The sequence below is a fragment of the Cytophagales bacterium genome (assembly GCA_033344775.1).
Lineage (GTDB): Bacteria > Bacteroidota > Bacteroidia > Cytophagales > Cyclobacteriaceae > JAWPMT01.
This window is the reverse complement of record JAWPMT010000004.1, coordinates 2,041,905-2,062,710: the sequence shown is the minus strand read 5'-3', so window position 1 is coordinate 2,062,710 and position 20,806 is coordinate 2,041,905. Positions and strand designations below refer to the sequence as shown.

At 44.6% G+C, this 20,806-nt stretch carries 21 protein-coding genes; 11 read left to right on the top strand and 10 right to left on the bottom strand.

Annotated elements, in window-relative coordinates; translation table 11 throughout:
- Positions 1-21 precede the first annotated feature (21 nt).
- From R8G66_17600 to R8G66_17585, 4 genes are all read right to left on the bottom strand, one after another.
- Positions 22-735 carry a hypothetical protein gene (locus R8G66_17600; GenBank protein MDW3194193.1) on the bottom strand — a complete coding sequence of 238 codons (714 nt, stop codon included), beginning with the start codon at positions 733-735 and terminating at the stop codon, positions 22-24.
- 350 nt (positions 736-1,085) lie between these two features.
- The gene (locus tag R8G66_17595) at positions 1,086-1,688 is read right to left on the bottom strand and encodes a superoxide dismutase (GenBank protein ID MDW3194192.1); all 603 of its coding nucleotides are present in this window, start codon (positions 1,686-1,688) and stop codon (positions 1,086-1,088) included.
- 63 nt (positions 1,689-1,751) lie between these two features.
- Positions 1,752-2,207, bottom strand: a complete 456-nt coding sequence (locus R8G66_17590; GenBank protein ID MDW3194191.1) for a nucleoside deaminase — start codon at positions 2,205-2,207, stop codon at positions 1,752-1,754.
- Positions 2,207-2,767 carry a hypothetical protein gene (locus tag R8G66_17585; GenBank protein MDW3194190.1) on the bottom strand — a complete coding sequence of 187 codons (561 nt, stop codon included), beginning with the start codon at positions 2,765-2,767 and terminating at the stop codon, positions 2,207-2,209. The genes R8G66_17590 and R8G66_17585 overlap by 1 nt, the downstream gene beginning before the upstream one ends.
- Positions 2,768-2,945: 178 nt before the next feature.
- On the opposite strand from R8G66_17585, the gene aspS reads away from it, so the two are divergent.
- Together aspS and R8G66_17575 are read left to right on the top strand one after the other, a co-directional pair.
- The gene (gene aspS, locus R8G66_17580) at positions 2,946-4,691 is read left to right on the top strand and encodes an aspartate--tRNA ligase (protein MDW3194189.1); all 1,746 of its coding nucleotides are present in this window, start codon (positions 2,946-2,948) and stop codon (positions 4,689-4,691) included.
- 56 nt (positions 4,692-4,747) lie between these two features.
- Positions 4,748-5,647, top strand: a complete 900-nt coding sequence (locus tag R8G66_17575) for a glycerophosphodiester phosphodiesterase family protein (GenBank protein ID MDW3194188.1) — start codon at positions 4,748-4,750, stop codon at positions 5,645-5,647.
- Between the two features lies 1 nt (position 5,648).
- Here R8G66_17575 and R8G66_17570 read toward each other — a convergent pair whose 3' ends face one another.
- Positions 5,649-6,650 (bottom strand): tetratricopeptide repeat protein, encoded by a 1,002-nt coding sequence (locus tag R8G66_17570; protein MDW3194187.1) that lies wholly within the window; start codon positions 6,648-6,650, stop codon positions 5,649-5,651.
- A 46-nt stretch (positions 6,651-6,696) separates the two neighbouring features.
- On the bottom strand, positions 6,697-8,286 hold the full coding sequence (locus R8G66_17565; protein MDW3194186.1) for an amidohydrolase family protein: 1,590 nt from the start codon (positions 8,284-8,286) through the stop codon (positions 6,697-6,699).
- A gap of 166 nt (positions 8,287-8,452) precedes the next feature.
- On the opposite strand from R8G66_17565, the gene panB reads away from it, so the two are divergent.
- Both panB and R8G66_17555 read left to right on the top strand, forming a co-directional pair.
- Positions 8,453-9,271, top strand: a complete 819-nt coding sequence (gene panB, locus R8G66_17560; protein ID MDW3194185.1) for a 3-methyl-2-oxobutanoate hydroxymethyltransferase — start codon at positions 8,453-8,455, stop codon at positions 9,269-9,271.
- Between the two features lie 70 nt (positions 9,272-9,341).
- Positions 9,342-11,561, top strand: a complete 2,220-nt coding sequence (locus tag R8G66_17555) for an NADP-dependent isocitrate dehydrogenase (GenBank protein MDW3194184.1) — start codon at positions 9,342-9,344, stop codon at positions 11,559-11,561.
- A gap of 139 nt (positions 11,562-11,700) precedes the next feature.
- Here R8G66_17555 and R8G66_17550 read toward each other — a convergent pair whose 3' ends face one another.
- From R8G66_17550 to R8G66_17540, 3 genes are all read right to left on the bottom strand, one after another.
- Positions 11,701-11,952: a hypothetical protein gene (locus R8G66_17550; protein MDW3194183.1), complete on the bottom strand. Its 252-nt coding sequence runs from the start codon at positions 11,950-11,952 to the stop codon at positions 11,701-11,703.
- A gap of 555 nt (positions 11,953-12,507) precedes the next feature.
- Positions 12,508-12,978: a hypothetical protein gene (locus R8G66_17545; GenBank protein ID MDW3194182.1), complete on the bottom strand. Its 471-nt coding sequence runs from the start codon at positions 12,976-12,978 to the stop codon at positions 12,508-12,510.
- Between the two features lie 112 nt (positions 12,979-13,090).
- Positions 13,091-13,951, bottom strand: coding sequence for a TIM barrel protein (locus R8G66_17540; protein ID MDW3194181.1), 861 nt, complete (start codon positions 13,949-13,951; stop codon positions 13,091-13,093).
- 252 nt (positions 13,952-14,203) lie between these two features.
- Here R8G66_17540 and R8G66_17535 point away from each other — a divergent pair, with 252 nt between their 5' ends.
- Together R8G66_17535 and R8G66_17530 are read left to right on the top strand one after the other, a co-directional pair.
- Positions 14,204-15,904, top strand: coding sequence for a GMC family oxidoreductase (locus tag R8G66_17535; GenBank protein ID MDW3194180.1), 1,701 nt, complete (start codon positions 14,204-14,206; stop codon positions 15,902-15,904).
- A gap of 11 nt (positions 15,905-15,915) precedes the next feature.
- The gene (locus R8G66_17530) at positions 15,916-16,500 is read left to right on the top strand and encodes a gluconate 2-dehydrogenase subunit 3 family protein (protein ID MDW3194179.1); all 585 of its coding nucleotides are present in this window, start codon (positions 15,916-15,918) and stop codon (positions 16,498-16,500) included.
- Positions 16,501-16,635: 135 nt separating this feature from the next.
- Here R8G66_17530 and R8G66_17525 read toward each other — a convergent pair whose 3' ends face one another.
- Entirely contained in the window at positions 16,636-17,103 is a 468-nt protein-coding gene (locus R8G66_17525; GenBank protein ID MDW3194178.1) for a hypothetical protein, read from the bottom strand.
- A gap of 163 nt (positions 17,104-17,266) precedes the next feature.
- Here R8G66_17525 and R8G66_17520 point away from each other — a divergent pair, with 163 nt between their 5' ends.
- The 5 genes from R8G66_17520 to R8G66_17500 all read left to right on the top strand — a co-directional run bounded on the left by R8G66_17520 (position 17,267) and on the right by R8G66_17500 (position 20,717).
- The gene (locus R8G66_17520; GenBank protein ID MDW3194177.1) at positions 17,267-17,896 is read left to right on the top strand and encodes an LON peptidase substrate-binding domain-containing protein; all 630 of its coding nucleotides are present in this window, start codon (positions 17,267-17,269) and stop codon (positions 17,894-17,896) included.
- A gap of 38 nt (positions 17,897-17,934) precedes the next feature.
- Positions 17,935-18,402, top strand: coding sequence for an NADH-quinone oxidoreductase subunit A (locus tag R8G66_17515; protein ID MDW3194176.1), 468 nt, complete (start codon positions 17,935-17,937; stop codon positions 18,400-18,402).
- Complete coding sequence (nuoB, locus tag R8G66_17510) at positions 18,402-18,932, top strand: NADH-quinone oxidoreductase subunit NuoB (protein MDW3194175.1); 531 nt, start codon at positions 18,402-18,404, stop codon at positions 18,930-18,932. Before R8G66_17515 ends, nuoB begins: the two co-directional genes overlap by 1 nt.
- A gap of 1 nt (position 18,933) precedes the next feature.
- Complete coding sequence (locus tag R8G66_17505) at positions 18,934-19,416, top strand: NADH-quinone oxidoreductase subunit C (GenBank protein ID MDW3194174.1); 483 nt, start codon at positions 18,934-18,936, stop codon at positions 19,414-19,416.
- A gap of 86 nt (positions 19,417-19,502) precedes the next feature.
- Complete coding sequence (locus R8G66_17500) at positions 19,503-20,717, top strand: NADH-quinone oxidoreductase subunit D (GenBank protein MDW3194173.1); 1,215 nt, start codon at positions 19,503-19,505, stop codon at positions 20,715-20,717.
- Positions 20,718-20,806: the final 89 nt, after the last annotated feature.

The window sequence follows — 20,806 nt, the reverse complement described above, 5'->3', positions numbered from 1 at the left end:
TTGAGTTAGACTGACATGTGATTAATATGACCAGCCTTTCAATGATGAAATCCAATCATTGAGGTCACGAACGACTGGAGTAACGTTTCCGTTCGCGCTGATTTGGTACCCGATGAGCACATGATGAAGGTTGCTAATATCAGATCGAAACGGATATTCCCCTCCGAAAAAACATGAATGCTCGAAAATGTGCAACTCAGATCTATTGCCTAGACGAAAAGAGGAAATTTGATCATTGTCGTTGCCTAGCCATTGATCCTGAAAGTATCGGGTATTTGTCTTTCGAAGTGCTACTAGCTCGTCGACAAAATTTATGTGACGGTAGAAGTTATAAGAAGCTGTTCCCGGATCGAACCAGTCCGTACACTCCATTCGGCCAGAAATAGTACCTTCATCTTTTCGCTCTGAGGCAGCAATGTATTTGAAATACACTTCTTTCCCATTAGCGCTTACCTGCTCTACCACCAACAGACCTCCTTCGTCCTGTTTGTAGAATTCTTGAAAGCTTTTAAGTCCTTCAGAATCACTATGAGCACTCAATACCTGATGCTCATTATTCAATTCATAGACTATAGAATATATATTGGAATTGAATTCATAGTGATGAGTGACTTCATAGATGTCCGAAGGTTGGTCCAGTATTTCACTGTCTTCGCAGGCAGTGAAAATGGTTGTTAATACAATCACAGCCAGCACTTTTATGCTCAGCTTTTGTTTTCTTAATATTCGTTCCATTTTGATAAATGTGTTTTAGGTTATTTATAGTCAACTATTAGCGTTACAAATAATAATAGATGACTTAGGAACGAAATAATGGAAACTGCACGGGATGCGGACTTCCTAATTTCTGAATTGCATACAGTAGTTTCCTAAAACCAGATCTGGACTGCTAAAGCCGTAAACATGTTCCTGCTGATTAATCTGAGACAGAAAACCTGTTCGATTGAAATGGTACTAGGTGATTACTCATGCTGATTAAAGTACTCTTGAATGAAGCTCAAACCGACAACAAATAAAAACCCAACCCGATATCCCGATAGTGATCGGGATTGGGTTGGGATTAAAATATACTTTACGAAGTGTGCTTACAGCGCCGCCTCGTATCTTTTGGTTACTTCTTCCCAGTTGATCACGTTGAAGAATGCTCCGATGTAGTCAGGTCTTCTGTTCTGATAGTTCAGGTAGTAAGCATGCTCCCAAACATCCAGTCCTAGGATAGGAGTTCCTCCGCAACCGATGCCTGGCATCAATGGATTGTCCTGATTAGCTGAAGAACAAACTTCCAGTTTGCCATCTACTACACAAAGCCAAGCCCAGCCTGAGCCGAATCTTGTTGCAGCAGCGTTGCTGAATTGCTCTTTGAAACCATCGAATGATCCGAATGCAGCATTGATTGCGTCAGCTAGTGCACCAGTCGGTTCACCACCGCCATTAGGGCCCATGATGCTCCAGAATAAGGTGTGGTTCCAGTGCCCACCACCATTATTTCTAACACCTGCATGATCAGTGTTTTCTTTCATCAAGGTGTCCAGGTCTTTGCCTTCCATGTCGGTGCCTGCGATGGCCGCGTTGAGTTTCGATACGTAAGCCGCGTGGTGCTTATCGTGGTGAATCTCCATGGTTCTTGCATCTATATGAGGCTCAAGCGCGTCGTTTGCGTATGGAAGAGAGGGTAATTCAAATGCCATAGTTTTAAGTTATTAATTGCTGATATATGAATTGATATGTGAAGTTAAAATACATCCTGAGAATTAATCCTTATTTCTCATTCTTTGGAAAAATCCGGTGATCAATGACTCACACTCTCCTTTCAACACATCCCATCGCACATTGGTTTTCGGATGGATCAATAATTCTTCATGTCGGGAATATCCGCGCTTTTCATCCCGAGCTCCCACGATAAGCTCGCCGATTTGTGACCAGTACAAGGCACCTGCACACATGACACACGGTTCTAAAGTGACGAACATCCGGCAATCAGACAGGTATTTTGCACCGAGATAGTTCTGTGCAGAAGTCAATGCAACCATTTCCGCGTGTGCGGTAACATCCTGAAGCTGCTCTACCTGATTATGAGCCTTGGCAATGATGCGATTATTAGCGACAATGACCACTCCGACGGGTATTTCACCCGTTTCGCTCGCTTTTTCTGCTTCAAGCAGGGCTTGCTTCATGAAATGTTCATCGCTATGGACGCCTAGTGCCATTACTTTTTGATTCGAATGCTATTCATCATGTCCCTCGCCACCGGTTGCCAGGCTTGCCGGTATCGGAAAGGAGCCGAAAAGTTGAATAAGAGTACCCGTTCTTCTCGTATCGTATAGAGAATGTAAGTGTATTTGGCAATGGGTTTTCCCAATCCCCTGTCATCTACCACTTTGGAATTGAACTCAAAAGCAATGAAAGAACGACCATCAATTTCAATTAACTCCTCCTGAATAAAAGCAACTTCGGTATATAAACTGAGGATATTGGCTTTGTAAAAGTCTTTCAAGATCGCGAGATCACCTGTACTCCAAAGGCTATTGGTTTCGTTGATCCCAAGGTCTACCGTGCGGTCATTGTTGGTATACAATGCAATCGGTTCTTTCGTCGAAAGGTACTTTCGGTTGCGTTCACTTTCCACCATCGCTATGAAATCTGATGGGATCATCATGGAGATTTTGTCCGTGATCTTTTCACGCTTGAGCGGTCCTTGTCCCAGCGTGCTAAAACAGATATTGCAAAAGAAAAAGATGCCAATGCACCGAATAAAATTGTAGGTCATCAACTTGCAGGTCTTGCCTCGCGAATTTAGCAGGTTTCTAACAGGAAAAGGACAATTGTGATGAATGCAAAACAGCTCAATGAAAAACTCCTTTCACAAAAGTGGCTCATGGCATTTTACAAGAACACAGGTTGGATAACTTTGCAGCTGATTTTTAAAGTGCCATTGAGTAGATATTATGTTGAGGACACACAATTGCGGTGAGTTAAGGATTTCAGATCAAGGTAAAACGGTGAAGTTATGCGGTTGGGTACAGCTGTTACGTGACAAAGGAGGGATGGTCTGGATTGATCTTCGAGACAAGTATGGGATCACACAATTGATGTTTGATGAAAGTACTTCTGATGCTGCGGCCATTGCTCAGGCAAGAGAAGTAGGGCGTGAGTTCGTATTGCAAGCTGAGGGAGAAGTGATTGAACGCGTGTCGAAGAATGATAAAATCCCTACCGGAGAAATTGAGATCAAGGTAAAAACATTGACCGTGCTCAATCCGTCTATGGTTCCTCCTTTTTTGATCAAGGATGATACCGATGGAGGCGAGGACCTTCGCATGAAGTACCGGTACCTCGATTTGCGAAGGGCGCCGGTAAGAAAGAACCTGGAGTTACGTCACTTGTTGATGAAAAAGACCCGGGAGTATTTGGATAGCCAAAGCTTCACGGAAGTCGAAACGCCTTACCTGATCAAATCTACACCCGAAGGAGCCAGAGATTTTGTGGTGCCTTCCAGAATGAATCCAGGGCAATTTTATGCCTTGCCACAGTCGCCACAGACATTCAAGCAATTGCTGATGGTTTCGGGTTTTGATCGCTATTACCAGATCGTGAAATGCTTCAGAGATGAAGACCTTCGAGCCGACCGTCAACCTGAGTTTACCCAGATAGACTGTGAAATGTCCTTCGTAGAGCGAGATGATGTGCTCAATCTGTTTGAAGGCATGGTCAAGTTCTTCTATAAAGAAATCAAAGGAATCGAATTGTCTGACTTCCCACATATCACCTATGCAGAAGCCATGGAAAAATATGGATCGGACAAACCCGACCTGCGATTTGATATGGCCTTCACGGAACTGAATGAGATCGTTCAATACAAAGGATTCAATGTCTTTGACCAGGCAGAGTTGGTAGTGTCCATTGCTGCGCCAGGTTGTGCTTCTTATACGAGAAAGGAGATCGATGGCTTGACTGATTTTGTGAAAAGGCCTCAGATTGGAGCGAAGGGACTGGTTTATGTCAAATGCAATGAAGATGGGTCTTTCAAGTCTTCTGTAGATAAATTCTACGATCAGGATCAGTTAAAAAATTGGGCAACAGCTTGCGGAGCTAACCCGGGCGATTTGATTCTTGTTCTTGCAGGAGACAAAGATGCCACCCGCAAGCAAATGAATGAATTGCGATTGGAAATGGGTTCAAGGCTTGGTCTGAGAGATAAAGATAAAGTAGCTGTTGCGTGGGTCGTTGACTTTCCATTGTTGGAATGGGATGAAGAAACAGGACGCTATCACGCCATGCACCACCCATTTACTTCTCCGATACCTGCAGACCTGGAAAAGCTGGAAAGTGACCCGGGCAATGTAAATGCCAATGCCTATGATCTGGTGATCAATGGGGTAGAAGTAGGTGGTGGATCGATTCGGATCCATGATAGTAAAGTGCAATCACGCATGTTCAAAGCATTGGGTTTCACAGAGCAAGAGGCCCAGGACCAGTTCGGATTTCTGCTAGGAGCATTCCAATACGGCGCACCTCCTCATGGTGGTATTGCCTTCGGTTTTGACCGATTGTGTGCGCTATTTGGAGGACAGGATAGCATAAGAGATTTTATCGCGTTCCCAAAAAATAATTCTGGTCGTGATTTGATGATTGATTCCCCATCGGATATTGCAGGAGATCAATTAGAAGAGCTGCACATTAGCCTGAAATAATTGCTTTGTAAGTGATTGCCGGTTTTTAGTAAATTTAAGGAGGTAATTTCCGATTTATGACTAAGAAGTTTCTGCTTTATTCAACGCCTTTCATGCTGATTTTCATGGCATTGGCGCTATTTGAGCCCATCATTTACCAAAAAATATTCGCTAGTACGGATATTGATGGACTTAAGGGGAAGGAATTTGAGATCATTGCTCACAAAGGAGCCTCCGGGATCGCACCGGAAAATACGTTAGTTGCTTTTCAGAAGGCGCTTGACCTGGGAGTGGATATGATCGAATTGGATGTTCGTCATACCAAAGATGAGGAGATCGTGGTTTTCCATGATTCTACTTTGGAGCGCACCACCAACGGAAGAGGCCTGGTGGAAGAAAAAACGCTGGCTGAAATCAAGGAACTGGACGCGGGTTCCTGGTTCCACCCGGATTATGAAGGAGAAAAAGTGCCTACCCTGAAAGAGGCACTGGACCTGATTGACGGGAAAAGTAAAGTGCTGATTGAGATCAAACACATGGATCATCCGCATTATCATGATTTTGCGGAGAAACTGATTGAGATCGTAAAAGCAGAGCGAAATGGATTCGAATGGTGCATTTTGCAATCGTACGAGGACCGTTATATTGAGGAAGCGCATGCCTATGATGATCGAATACAGACCAAGAAGCTTTTGATCGGAGAGGATTCGGCACCTCTAATTGCTTTCTATGTCGAAACGAGAGTACACCTGGGTCGTTCCAAACATGAATCTCGCCTCAATGCCTTAAACCCGCATTACGAAACATTGAGTCCAAGAAGGGTATTTCGGATGCATGCACGTGGGTATGAAGTGTATACTTATCCAGTAAATGAGCGAGATGATATGATCAAAATGCTCAACATGGGTGTGGACGGGATCATTACCGATTTTCCCGGAAGGCTGATGAAGCTTCGTAGAGACATAGAAGCGCTTTAGATTATAAAGGAGCTACATCGAGGTTAGACCTTTCTACCTCACTGGCAATGTATCCGAAAGAATCCCAATTTCCACTGGAAAGTACCTGATCAAAAGTTTCAGTGGCTACCGCGACATCTCCATTCAACACGTACCAGTTACCCAGTCCGTAACCAATGGTAGGGTCGAGGCTTTCATCGCGACGAGAAGCCAGTTCCCTGATGCGTTGAGGGGTCACCTCGTTTTTAAATAACATCAAGATATTGTGGTAAGACCGACTTTCCACGATGCGCATGCCAGGATCAATGGTTTCCAACAGGCGATCTGCTTCTTCCATGTTCCCAATTTGAAAATAGGTACGATACAGCCAGGTGGTGGTAGCGACCTTAAGGTCGTCATTGTCACTTACCTCCATGCATTTTTTGTAGGCAGAAATCGCTTTGTCGAAATTTCCCTGGAGATAGTAGGTCAAACCTAAATGATACCAGATATTGAACTTTGTGCTCCTCAGTGGCTTATTCAGTCGGTTGGGTTGCCCGTCAGGTTCTGGTTCATTCGGTGCTTCTCTGGAGAAGAAGACGGCTTGCTCAAGGTCCTGTCTGGCTTGAGCAAATTGACGAACGGTAATGTGTGCTTCTCCTCGATGGCGTAAGAGTTTATAGGAATTAGGGAAAATCCTTAGTCCATCCGTATAGATGTCCACGGCATCGTAGTACAAACCCAGGTAGCCGAGTCTTCGTCCATACCATATGATGGCTTCCAGGCTGTCAGGATTATTTTCGTACAATGCACGCGCTTCTTCGAGCTGACGTTCACGTTTCTGTCTTTCCTGTCCTTCAAAAGATTTGGGGGGCAATCGCTCTCCGGAAAAAGATAAAATAACCCGATTCCTTTCCGAAGAGAGCGTACTTTGCTGTGTGTCAACCGGCGGTTGCCCATCACTGGACTCTGTCTTGATACACCCGCTCAACAGCGAGATCAAAACAAAGGATAGAACGATATGTGGGTGTATACCTCGATTCACCTCAATTACTGATTGTTTTGATAAATATTTTACGAGGGTATAAAAGCTATTGCTTCCAGTTCGGATACCCCGGTGAGACCAATTCACCAGATTCCTCTTTGGCCGCTTTGACCATCTCCCTCACATCTTTTAATAATGCTTTTGCATCAAAAATAATTCCATCTTTGATGGTATACTTAACTCCTCCAACGCGTTTTACTTCATTCTGTTCTGTTAATTTGATGGCACCCGTGCCATAAAGTGATTTTAGATTCTGCAGCGGGTTCTCTTCTACGATTACTAGGTCGGCCAATTTGCCTACTTCGATGGTTCCGATTTGATCATCCATCTTCAAAGCTTCGGCACCCATCAACGTTGCGGCACGGATTACTTCCAAAGGATGAAATCCTGCTTCTCGCAGCAATTCAAGTTCCCGGATATAAGCAAATCCATAAAGTTGATAGATGAATCCGGAATCAGAACCTGTGGTAACACGGCCACCCCTGTTTTTATACTCGTTGATGAAGGTCATCCACAGGTCATAGTTCTCTTTCCAGGCAACTTCCTCTTCTGTCCCCCAATAATGCCAGTAGCTGCCGTGTGATACTTTACTGGGTTTGTAGAATTTCCAGAGCGAAGGTAAGGTGTAATCTTTGTGCCAATCTGCGTTCATAGAGCGCATCAGGTCCCTACTTGCTTCATAAATATTTAAAGTTGGGTCGAGAGTGAAATCCAGCTCTATCAGCCGATCCATTACTTCATTCCATTTTTCGGTGTACGGTTTTGCAGCTTGTTGCCATAACCTCCCAGCCTCGCCAAAGCGATGTTGTTCATTTTGATAGTTGTAATCTAAAGGATAGTCCTGTACCACCCGGTCGGTAAACATGGCTTCAGGCAAACCATACCAATGTTCCATGGAAGTCAGGCCAGCTTCCGCGGAGTGCATCACATTCCACCACCCTACGTTTAGCTGTGCGTGGTGGCAAGCACTTCCGAGGCCTAATTTTTTGTTCTCATCCAAAGCAGCCGTCATGATGTCGGGACGGGCTCCGAAGAATTTGATGCCATCAGCTCCGGCTTCTTTATTTTCACGTACCCATTTTCTGGCCTCTTCTGTGGAATTGATGCCGTCACTTCCTTGCCCAAAGAACGTATAAGCCACAATCCGAGGTGCCGTTATTTTATTTTTAGCACTTTTCTTTTTATGATCCAGCGTCCAGTCTCTTCCATTGCCAGATCCGGGTTCCCGAATGGTGGTTACGCCATGAGCCAGCCATAGTTTGAATACGTACTCGGAAGGTGTACCCTGACTCGCTCCCCCGATGTGTCCATGCATATCCACAAATCCAGGAAGCAGATACATGCCATTTGCATCCACTTCCTTTCCTCCTGATTTTAGTTGAGGTCGGCGATCATCATCGATTTCAACCCCAGGATAGCCAACGATCCTGATTTCGGAAATTTTGTTTTCTTCCACCACCACATCTGCTGGTCCGATCGGAGGGGCCCCATTCCCATTGATGATGGTCACGCCTCGAATGATCATTTGATCGAAAGGCCCTTCACCTTCAGCTCTATCAGGAGCCGGTTTTACGCCATCCTGGGCAATCAAGGAAGTAAAGCAGAATAAAAAGCAGAGGTGGAAAAAGTATTTCATGAACTAGGTTTTTCTAAATGCACTTATATAAAGTGCGGATCTTAACAAAAATATAAAATACTCCGGGTATGCGCCTGAAGGTAGGATTTCCTTACATGATCGGTCAATTTTACTTCAGTTGCTTATTTGTTATTTTTCCGCTCCTTTATTGTCACCCGCAAAAGCTATGAGTACCGCAAAAGGCCAGTTTAAGAAGATTACCACACATAGGCTTCAAGAGATGAAAGCCAAAGGCGAGAAAATTGCCATGCTCACGGCCTATGATTATTCCATGGCAAAAATCATTGACAAAGCAGGCATTGATATCATCCTGGTAGGTGATTCTGCATCCAATGTGATGGCAGGGAATGAAACGACGCTTCCGATCACACTGGACCATATGATCTGGCATGCGACCTCTGTGGTAAAAGCCGTGGATCGTGCTTTGGTAGTGGTTGATGTGCCTTTTGGAAGCTATCAAGGGAATTCTTCCGAAGCGCTTCGGTCTTCCATTAGGATCATGAAGGAATCCGGGGCACATGCCGTGAAAATGGAAGGGGGTATGGAAATTAAGGAAAGTATCGAGCGTGTATTAACCGCCGGTATACCGGTCATGGGCCATCTGGGGCTCACCCCACAATCCATTTACAAATTCGGTACGTATTCCGTACGGGCCAAAGAAGAAGCAGAAGCCAACAAACTGATTGAAGATGCCCAATTATTGCAAGAGATCGGTTGTTTCTCTCTGGTACTTGAAAAGATCCCGGCTACATTGACTAAAAAAGTAGCCGAATCAGTGGATATCCCTGTCATCGGTATAGGGGCAGGTCCGGATGCCGATGGGCAAGTTTTAGTTGTTCATGATATGCTGGGCATTACACAAGACTTTAAACCTAGATTCCTCAGGGCCTATGCTGACTTGAATCAGGTCATCACTGGAGCGGTTGAAAATTACATTCAAGATATAAAAGATCGGACTTTTCCTAACGAGGAGGAGAGTTATTGATCAAAATTCCATTATTTCGCGCTTATTGGGCTAAGCGCTCTTGTTGAACCTTACATTTCATTATTCTTTCATGACGCAGACAGCAAAGATCATTTACACCAAGACGGACGAAGCGCCAGCCTTGGCTACCTATTCTTTTTTGCCCATTATCAAGGCTTTTGCTAAACCTGCAAATGTCACGGTGGAAATTAGTGATATTTCCCTGGCGGGAAGGATCATTGCCAATTTTCCGAATGCCGTAACGGATGCACAGCGTATCCCTGACCACCTTTCGATCTTGGGTGAATTAACTCAGGACGCTGCAACGAACATCATTAAGTTACCGAACATCAGTGCGTCTATTCCACAGATCCATGGAGCGGTAAAAGAATTGCAATCACAAGGTTATGCCTTGCCTGATTACCCTGAAGAGCCTAAGACCGATGAAGAAAAAGCCATTAAGGCGACTTACGATAAGGTGAAGGGTAGCGCTGTAAACCCGGTATTACGAGAAGGGAACTCTGACCGAAGAGCGCCAAGAGCGGTAAAAAACTACGCCAAGAAAAACCCACATTCGATGGGAGCGTGGAGTGTAGACTCCAAATCACACGTGTCTAGCATGTCTGGCGGTGATTTTTACGGAAGTGAAAAATCGTTTACCATTCCTGCTGCCACCTCAGTGGATATCATTTTTGAAGGAGCTTCAGGAGCAGAAGTATTGAAAAAAGGAATTGCGCTTGAGGCTGCTGAGGTAATCGATGCTTCGGTAATGAATTTCGAGGAATTGAAATCCTTCCTGGAAGCGGAAATCGAAGATGCCAAGGCACAAAATGTATTGCTTTCTGTACACATGAAAGCCACTATGATGAAAGTGTCTGATCCGATTATTTTTGGTGCTGCAGTTGCGGTTTACTACAAAGATGTCTTTGAGAAATATGCAGATCTTTTCGCTGAATTGGGTGTAAGCCCCAATAATGGTGTTGGTGACGTTTACGCCAAAATCGCAGGCCATCCTCAGGAAGAAGAAGTAAAAGCAGCAATCGATGCGGTATATAAAACACGGCCTGCCATGGCGATGGTGAATTCTGACAAAGGAATCACCAACCTGCATGTGCCTAGTGATATCATCATTGATGCCTCCATGCCAGCTGCCATCCGAACTTCGGGCCAGATGTGGGGACCTGACGGCAACTTGAAAGACATGAAGGCGATCATCCCGGATCGTTCATATTCTGGCGTTTATCAAGAAACTATCGACTTCTGTAAAAAACACGGAGCCTTTGATCCTACGACGATGGGAAGTGTGCCTAACGTTGGGTTGATGGCCAAGAAAGCAGAAGAATATGGTTCACATGACAAGACCTTCCAAATGAGTGGAGCTGGTGTTGTGAAAGTGGTAGATGCTGCTGGTAATGTTTTGATCGAGCAATCCGTGAGTACTGGAGATATCTTCCGTATGTGCCAGGTGAAAGACGCTCCGGTACAGGACTGGGTGAAGCTGGCTGTGAGCAGAGCAAGAGCTACTGGGTCACCCGCTGTATTCTGGTTGGATAAAAACCGGGCGCATGATGCAGAATTGATCAAGAAAGTAGAGGCTTACTTGCTTAATTACGATACCGATGGACTTGAGATTCACATCAAGTCTCCTGTAGAGGCGACAAAATTCTCTCTGGAGAGAATCAAAGACGGATTGGATACCATTTCTGTAACGGGTAACGTACTGCGAGACTACCTGACTGACCTTTTTCCAATTTTAGAATTAGGGACCAGTGCTAAGATGTTGTCCATCGTTCCGTTGATGAAAGGTGGAGGATTGTTCGAGACAGGAGCCGGCGGTTCCGCGCCTAAGCACGTTCAGCAATTCGAAAAAGAAGGTCACTTACGATGGGATTCACTGGGTGAATTCCTGGCATTGGCAGTTTCTTTCGAGCATTTGGCAAACAGTTCCAATAACGATAAAGCCAAGTTGCTAGGTGAAACATTGGACGCTGCTACGGAGAAATTCCTGGCGGAGAACAAGTCGCCATCCAGAAAGGTAAATGAGCTGGACAACCGAGGTAGTCATTTCTACCTGGCCATGTATTGGGCAGAAGCTCTCGCAGCACAGGACAAGGATGCTGATTTGAAAGCTACTTTCGGACCTGTGGCAGCAGCCTTGACTTCCAATGAAGTGACCATTGTTCAGGAATTGAATGATGCTCAGGGAAGTGCCATGGATATTGGTGGATATTACAATCCGGACGAGGCGTTAGCATCTAAGGCCATGCGTCCAAGTGCTACGCTAAATAATATCATTGATGCTGTAGACTGATCACTAGTCTCAGAAGTAAACATACAAAAGGTCGTTTCGGGTAATGAGACGACCTTTCTTATTTATTGTTGATAGCTATTTGAATTCAGCTTTAATAAAAGTGTGCAAAAAAACGAACGGGCAAGTTTTTCGACATTTCCTAATTTGGCCCATTGATCCCATCATTCTCTGATTCGGTTACGTCGCCGCTAGTTGGTCCTGAAACTACGCCATCGGCCATTGGACAAAAGTTGCTGCGATCGGTTCCTCCGGTATTATTACCAGTGCGTTGCATGCAGACTTCACGTGTATTGGTTTCCAGCCCTTCGGCAAAATCTGGTGTGCAGCTAAATATGGCTATCCCCAATACAAATAGAAATGAGAGTCGTTTGATGTTTTGAAATTGCTTCATATGAATTTTTATGTTTAATAATGTAAGATTAGCTGATTTGTGTGAGGCTTAACAAGGGGCTTTTCGAATTACCCTTATGTTTTTATAGACATTGATATTTCGGATCAAGCAATTTTTCTGGGGAGCCCCTTAACTAAATGTAATTTTCAAGATCAAATATTGAGTTGTCCCACTTGAATAACTTTCTAAAGGACCATCAAAGCAAGAAGCATCGTCTTTCCTCCCACTTTTCCATCGATGAAAAGTGGCAAAAACCTAGGCCAGGATTCATTTTTTCACGCTTTTTGACTCAAAAGAACAGGAACAAAATAAACTCGCCATATTGTCTGTTGACTGAAAATAGTGATTTCTAGGCTCGAACAGAATTTTGTTCTTTTCGCTCTTTATTGAATCAAAAACCTAAAATGAATCAAGGCCATTCCTAGAAGGCAACTCCAATTAATACAAGTAATCCACAGGTTTTTGGATTGATCCGATATTTCTCTAGAAATATTAGAAAGCATAAAAAAAGCCAGCACCTAAGCGCTGGCTCTCCTTTTGTATTCGATTTTAGATTTACAAGTTTGAAAAGGCAATTTCGTCGCCAATCAATTCGTGTGGTTGTTCACCATTTCCTTCTCCTTCGCTTGTACTAGCTTGTCGGAGGAAGGTGCAAACAACTAGATTATCTTTTTTCGGAAGATCAGTTAATTCAGCAGAGAATGACAACTTTTCAGTAGTTTCTCCTAATTCGATTCTCGTGATTTCCACATTAGGATCATTGGCATCGTACCACATAAAGCCATAAGTGACCAATATGGGTTCCTTCATTTCAATGATCTCCCCTTTGAATTCTACTTTTTCTTCCTGCACATCAGGATTATAAGTAGTTACAAAAAGGCTGCTGTAAAAAGTCTCTCCACTTACAACGTCGAGGACTTCTCCAATTCCTTCTCCCAATTCGTTGATTTCTACATCAATCTGATCGGAACAAGCGATAAAAACAAAAACGGCTAGACCTAAAAATAATTTCGCGGTAGTTCTCATGAATAGGTGTTTTAGTTGGAAAAACGCAAATGCACTTCTTTTTTTAATGGCATTAGGTGGGGTTTCCAGTTAGTATAGTAATATACAGTCTTTTGAGCAAAAACCCTACCAATTACACATCACATATTTCTACGGCCTTTTTCAATGAGTCCAGTGGCTTGTCTGATTTGGGAATAAATTCCTGTGCTACAAACCCATCATACCCTGTCGCTACAATCGCTTCCATGATGGCTTTGTAGTTCAATTCCTGGGTATCGTCAATTTCATTTCGGCCTGGAACACCCCCGGTATGATAATGGGCTATGTATGGTTGATTGTCCCTGATGGTTCGGATCACGTCACCTTCCATGATCTGCATGTGATAAATATCGTAGAGCAATTTGAAATGTTCGCTCCCTAATTTTTCAGCCAAAGCCGCTCCCCATGAAGTGTGGTCGCACTGATAATCTTTATGATCAATCTTGGAGTTGAGCAGTTCCATACAGAGTGTGATGCCATGCAGCTTTGCAAGTTTCACCAATGGATCAAGTCCAATGGCGCAATTTTCGAGTCCTTCCTCATCCGAAAGTTCATTTCGATTTCCGGAAAAGCAAATGATCTTGGAGAGTCCTGCTTCTGCAGCCTGAGGGATCACTTCTTTGTATACCTCTTGTAGTTCCTGATGTTTGGATGGATCGTTAAAGCCTTCTGTCAGGGAAAATGTCTCCGGATTACCCATGGCACAGTTGAGTCCGTATTTCTGAACAATTGGCCATTCTTTGGGACCTAATAATTCAATGGAAGTGATTCCAAAGTCCTGCGTTTTCTCGCACATTTCTTCCAGAGGAATATCTGAGTAGCACCATTTACAAACGGAGTGATTGACTTTTCCTGCCAGTAAGGTGTTTTCGGTTTCGGAGGAAAAAGCAAGGTTAGGTAAGAAAGGAAGCAGTGAAGCTCCCGAGATTTTTTTAAGGGCATCTTTCCGATTCATCGGGCAGGTGTTTTTATTAAGGATCAAGTAAAATCTCAATCAATCTAATAGAATATTTTCAAAAGCGTGCAATTGAAATCGATTGCAGTTTCCCTTGAAACAATAGCCCTCCTATTTGGTAACAGAAATTCATTAGCTTGGAGTGACTTCTCAGTAAGATTGTGATAAGAAGTTCCGATATACTGAGAATTGGAAATTCTGTTTCGCACGGATCACAAGGATCGGTGCCAGTGAACGCTACTACTTCTACGAATGAATTTAAATATCAAAGCGCAACAGCAACAGACTTATGATGCCATCGTCGTTGGAACCGGTATCAGTGGGGGCTGGGCTGCAAAAGAGTTAACCGAAAAAGGATTGAAAACCCTGGTGTTGGAAAGAGGACGTCAGGTGGAACACCTGAAAGATTACCCTACCATGAATACGCCACCCTGGGAATTGCCTCATGGGGACCGTGTGTCTGCGGAAGAAGCGCAGCACTACCAAAAACAAATGCGTACTGGTTACACGATCAAAGAGTCGACCAAACACTGGTGGGTAAAAGATACAGAGCATCCTTACACGGAAAAGAAACGATTTGACTGGATCCGAGGCTACCATGTGGGTGGCCGGTCCTTGCTTTGGGGACGACAGAGCTATCGCCTTAGTGAGATGGATTTCGAGGCCAATGCCAGAGATGGGGTCGCTGTGGATTGGCCGATCCGATACAAAGACCTGGCGCCATGGTATGATTATGTAGAGTCTTTCATTGGAGTTAGTGGACAGAATGAAGGATTGCCGCAACTTCCGGATGGTAAATTTCTGCCACCTATGGGCATGACTTGTGTGGAAACACACTTGAAAGACAAGATCGCTGAAAAGTACAACGATCGGATCATGACCATAGGTCGTACTGCGAATTTGACACAAGACCATAACGGTAGATCGAAATGCCATTATCGTAACATGTGCATGAGGGGTTGCCCATTTGGGGGATACTTCAGTTCACAGGCTTCTACACTGCCTGCGGCCATAGCTACCGGAAACATGACACTTCGTCCCAATTCCATCGTAACAGAAGTGATTTACGATTCGGAAACGAGGAAAGCCAAAGGAGTACGTGTACAGGATGCTGAAACGGGTGAGGTTCAAGAGTTCTTCTCTAAAATCGTATTCTTAAATGCGTCTGCTCTCGGATCTACCTGGATTCTCATGAATTCGAAGAATGCGGATCATCCGAATGGTATGGGTAATGCATCTGGCGAACTAGGTCACAACCTCATGGATCACCATTTCCGTGTGGGAGCTTCTGGTACTGTTGATGGTTACGAAGATCAGTATTACAAAGGAAGACGGCCAAATGGTATTTATATACCGAGATTCCGCAACATCAAAGAGAAGCACCCTGACTTTTTGAGGGGATATGGTTACCAGGGACGTGGAAGTCGCGAAGACTGGAAAGCAGGTGTGCGTGAGTTAGGCGTTGGTCCTGAACTGAAAGAACAGATCACTACGCCCGGAGAATGGAGAATGGGATTGATGGGATTCGGCGAGTGCCTTCCTTATCATGAGAACAAAGTAGAACTGAATCCAGAAAAACTAGATAAACATGGCCTGCCTACGTTTACCATGGATTGTGAGTTCAAGGAAAATGAACTCAACATGCGCAAAGACATGAAGCAGCAAGCTGCGGAAATGTTGGAAGTAGCCGGATTCAAGGACATCAATACTTACGATGATATGGGAGGTCCCGGATTAGGGATCCATGAAATGGGAACTGCACGTATGGGAAGAGATCCTAAAACTTCCGTATTGAACAAATGGAATCAATTGCATGAAGTGAAGAATGTTTTCGTCACGGACGGAGCAGCAATGACCTCAGCGGCTTGTCAAAACCCATCGTTGACCTATATGGCAATGACGGCCCGTGCGGCAAATTATGCAGTTGATCAATTGAATAAGAATAACCTGTAAATCACTCAGAAATGGCAATTAACAGAAGAGAAGCGATCAAAAAAGCGACGTATTTCATGGGGGGCACTTTGTCTGCTCCGGCTATTTTAGGTGTGTTGAATGGATGTGCTCCAGATCCCAAGCCGGGATGGACACCCACTTTCTTTGATAATGAGCAAGCGCTGACTATTCAGGAACTTGCGGAAACCATTTATCCAGCCACGGATACCTTAGGAGCCAAAGATTTGGGTGTACCCAGATTCATTGAAGAAATGGTGTCTACGGTTTATGATGAAGAGGCCAGAAACAAGTTCGTGCAGGGCTTAGCGGCTTTCATGGAAGAAGTGGTCGATAAAGAAGGCAAAAGTTTCCGGAAACTGGAAGCTGCCCAGAAGTTAGCTATTGCTAAGGAAAAGAATGATTACATCAATAGTCCTGAAGGGCAAGCGAGTGATGGCCCATTTTTCTGGAGCGTAAAAGAATTAACCCTGTTAGGTTTTTTCACTTCAGAATACGGTGCCACCAGAGTGATGCAATACGAATTGGTACCTGCCGTTTGGGAACCCTGTAAACCCTTGTCTGAAACAGGCACAGGCGTGACCTGGGCTACGAGTTGATAGAATTAAAAGCGTCATTCCGGAATTTTTAGTCGTAAATTTTCGAATGGCTAAAAATATCCGGAATCTCTTTTTTGCGCTTTTACAAAGAGATTATGAATTGTAGCCTGAACTGTTGCCGGCCAGGCAGGATGGCTACTCCTTCCTCACCTTCAGCCCCAATTTTTTTCCAATAGAAGCAGCCACTGTCATCCCATCCTCACTATTATCACGGCTGATGACAAAAACCTCATTTCCATCTTCAATTTTCAAGAACACTTTCCAGGGATAATTTCCGGGCGATTTTTGTTCATGGCCCATTCTTCGCAGGATGATTGCTGTTCCTTTTCCATGCTCCGTACGATGCTGCGCCTTGAAACTGAGTAACCAATAGTAATGATTGAAAGTCGCGGTATTGTGATCATATGCAAATACCCTGCGTGTACTCCAAATGGCATGCACAAAGGTTGATCCTACGACTATAGCAAGGGTGAAAACAAAATTCGGATTTTGTGCCTGATCCATCAGATAGATGATCAATGCAACGATTGATCCGGTGATGAGCAGTCGGGGCAACATGGGAACTACTCTGCCCTGATCTATTTTTATTTGCTTGTTTTCCATCTCAAAAGCGAATGTACCTTAGTTGATCAGTACTCGAAAACTTGAGGATCAGAATGTGTGAAACCTTGATCCATTCGGTATGTTTGACCCTTATTGTCAGGAACAACAAGGAGAAAATTTTGAAATTGCGAAACTTCATGAACAAGAAATGGTTTAGACTAACATGGAAGTAGAAATTCCACTTTTTCCTTTGAACCTGGTTGCTTTTCCGGGGGAGCAGTTGAATCTGCACATTTTTGAGCCTAGATATAAACAACTGTTAAAAGACTGTTTGGAACACCAAATGAGTTTTGGTATCCCTTCTTATGTGCTCAACAAAATTGATTACGGTACAGAGGTAGAGATTGTGGATGTGGTGAAAATGTATGAGGACGGTCGCGCTGACATCAGTGTACAAGCCACTCAGGTATTTCGAGTACAGGAATTTAAAAACCCATGGAAAGACCGGGATTATGCGGGAGGAAGCGTGGAGTATGTGGAAATGGACTTTCATGAAGACATGGAGTTGAAGCTACGAATGCTCGACTTATGTCAGGAGCTTTTTTCCTGGTTGCAGATGGAAGATCGAGTACCCCTTGATCAGGACACTACTGTTTTTACGGTAGCCCATAAAATCGGGCTCAAACTCGAAGAAGAGCTTGAACTGATCAAACTGCCCAGAGAAGTAGATCGGCAGCACTTCATTATCAACCATTTGAAGAACATTTTGCCTGCTTTGGAGCGAGCAGAGCGTGCAAAGGAACGAATTAGGCTCAATGGTCACTTTAAGCACCTTGATCCACTGAAATTCTAACGGGATCAGTTGTATCTTCGAACCGGAATTAATTTTTTATGCCCGAGATATCTGGTTACGGTATTATTCTACTCTTTTTGATCGGCGGATTGGGTTTCATTCTGGCCACGGTTTTCGCTAGTTGGGTGTTGCGACCTAGTAGGCCCAATGCAGAAAAACTAGCTACTTATGAATCTGGAGAAGAGCCTGTTGGCTCAGCCTGGGGAAATTTCAATATCCGGTTTTTTGTCATTGCCCTGGTCTTTCTGCTTTTTGAAGTGGAGTTGGTATTTCTCTTTCCCTGGGCCACGGTTTTTGCGAATGAGGAACTCAATACTACGACTCAGGGGTTATGGGGGAAATTTGCACTGATAGAAACCTTCATCTTTATCGCGATCCTGGCCATTGGGTTGGTCTATGTATGGCGAAGAGGCATGTTGGATTGGGTGAAACCAGAGCCGAAATCATCTGATTATCAATCTAAAATACCAGAAGAAGCTTACCAGCAGATCAACAAAAAATACTAATGGGACTACTGGATCAGGAATTTACCAAAGGGGGGGTGATCGTCACCAAAGTAGATGATGTGATCAACTGGGCAAGACTGTCCAGTATCTGGCCGATGGGCTTTGGTTTGGCTTGTTGTGCGATAGAAATGATGTCCACCATGTCCACAGGCTATGACCTGGACCGCATGGGCGTATTCCCACGATTCTCGCCGAGACAATCTGATGTGATGATCGTTTCCGGAACGGTGACCTTCAAAATGGCGGATCGAGTTCGGAGGTTGTATGAGCAAATGGCTGAGCCACGATATGTCATTTCCATGGGATCATGCTCCAACTGTGGAGGTCCCTATTGGGAGCACGGCTATCATGTCGTAAAAGGGGTAGATCGGATCATTCCTGTAGATGTGTATGTGCCAGGCTGTCCCCCAAGACCGGAGGCTTTGATCGGAGGCATTATGAAATTGCAGGAAAAAATCCGAGGCGAATCCCTGATGAAACCCACTGCCATTCAGAAGTTGTTGGAGGAAGAAAAAACAGAAACAGTCTAGTATGACTCCACAAGCACTAAAATCACTACTAGAAGCCGAAATTTCAGAACTTGTTCTCACAGAGCGTGAACAAAGTACGCCTGTTGCTTTTGTGGTTCCAGTTGATCGGCTGAAAGAGGTCATGATCTTCCTGCACCAGGACTCCCGATGCTATTTTGATATGCTGTCCTGTTTGACGGGTGTTGACCTGGGAAAAGAGGCCAATCAAATGGAGGTAATCTATCACCTTAATTCAATACCTAAAGGAATGAGCATCGCTGTGGTGGTGCAGCTGGAGCGTGAAAACCCGGTGGTAGTGACAGTTTCCGATATTTGGAGGACTGCAGATTGGCATGAACGGGAAACGTATGATTTATTGGGCATTCGATTTGAAGGACATCCCGACTTGCGGCGAATTCTTTTGCCCAATGACTGGGAAGGGCATCCGCTACGGAAAGATTATAAAGAACAGGAATACTACCACGGCATGAAAGTGGAATATTGATAGGAGCAGTTCGGCTTAGGGATCGTTGGCAGTGCGCTGACTAGTGTGGAGAGCCCGGCCGGAGGCAAGCCCCAAAAAGACATAGATTGAAAGAAGTACAATACCAATATCACCCGGATCATCTCCAAAACTCAGAACCGCTGAAATACAGTGCAGAGAACCTGAATAGAGGCGAAATGATCATCAATATGGGCCCTCAGCACCCGTCAACGCATGGTGTGCTACGTCTTGAAATTGTGACGGATGGGGAGATTGTACGAGAGGTCGTGCCGCATCTGGGCTATTTGCACCGGTGCTTTGAGAAGCATGCCGAATCCATGCCATACAATCAGGTGATCCCATTTGTGGATCGCATGGACTACATGGCAGCGATGAACAATGAGCACGCTTATGCCATGGGAGTAGAGCGTATGCTAGGGATCGAAGGAGACATCCCGAAACGCATCGAATACATACGGGTGTTGGTGGCCGAACTCAATCGGATCGCTTCGCACTTTGTGGCCATTGGTACTTATGGGTTGGATATAGGTGCAATGACACCTTTTTTCTGGGTGATGCGTGACCGTGAACACCTGATGCGCTTGCTGGAATGGACCTGTGGTGCAAGGATGCTTTACAATTACATTTGGGTTGGTGGCCTGTTCTATGACCTGCCAGTAGGTTTTGAAGAGAAGTGTACGGAATTCATCAACTACCTGAAGCCCAAATTAGATAACCTTCAGGACTTGCTGATTTCTAATCAGATATTCATCGATCGTACCGCTAATATTGGTGTACTACCCATGGATTTGGCGATCAATTATGGCGTTACTGGACCCATGTTGCGAGCAAGTGGCCTGAAGTATGATTTGCGCCGTGTAGATGGATACAGTGTCTATCCGGAATTGGATTTCGACATCCCGATCGGAACGGGTGAAGTAGGTACTACTGGCGATTGCTGGGACCGAACCTGGGTGCGGATGCAGGAGTGTAGGGAATCGGTGAAGATCATCGAACAGTGCCTGAAACAACTCAAAGGGGATCACAAACGGACCCGGGATTTTGATCCTCGGGCTGTGGTGCCCAAAAAGATCCGTCCGAAAGCACAGGATTTTTATGTGCGTGCAGAGAACCCGAAAGGAGAATTAGGCTTCTTTTTTCGTGCGGATGGACGCTCAGATCAACCATTCCGTTGCAAAGCCCGAGCTTGTAGCTTTGTCAATTTGAGCGTTTTGCCTGAATTGAGTCGAAATGTCATGATCTCTGATCTGGTCGCCATTGTTGGGTCATTGGACCTGGTGATGGGAGAAGTGGATCGTTAAATTCATTTTCCTGGTTTGTGCGCGACTCTGCCTTAGTTACGTGACCTTAGTGACTTTGCTCTGCCGACTATTGTATTGCGGTCGAAACC